We start from the raw sequence: 396 nt of genomic DNA on the forward strand, positions 1-396 counted from the left end.
CCTCAGTCTCCCCAAGTGCACCAGAATATCCAGGGCTGATGCCAGCTGGCTGCGTATCGCCGGCAGAGGCAGTTCGGCGCCCATAAGCATCATCGTCTCCAGCCTGGACAGCATATCCTTCGGGCTGTTGCCGTGCCCTGTACTTAAACTGCCGTCATGGCCCGTATTCATGGCCATGACCATGTCCAGCGCCTCCCTTCCCCGTACCTCTCCCACAATGATTCTATCCGGATTCATACGAAGCGCCGCACGAATCAGATCCGCTATGGTGACGGCCCCCTCCCCCTCCGTGTTGGGCCCTCTTGCCTCCAGTCTGACCAGGTTCGGAACACTCCGGATCTGCAGCTCAGCGGAATCTTCAATCGTAATCAACCGTTCTTCTGCCGGAATAAAGGC

1 protein-coding gene is annotated in these 396 nt (G+C 58.1%); it reads right to left on the minus strand.

What is annotated here, in order from left to right; genetic code table 11:
• On the minus strand, positions 1-396 hold a 396-nt coding region (locus NE664_15220; GenBank protein MCQ4727982.1), incomplete at both ends, for a CpaF/VirB11 family protein.

This window comes from Anaerotignum faecicola, assembly GCA_024460105.1.
Lineage (GTDB): Bacteria > Bacillota > Clostridia > Lachnospirales > Anaerotignaceae > JANFXS01.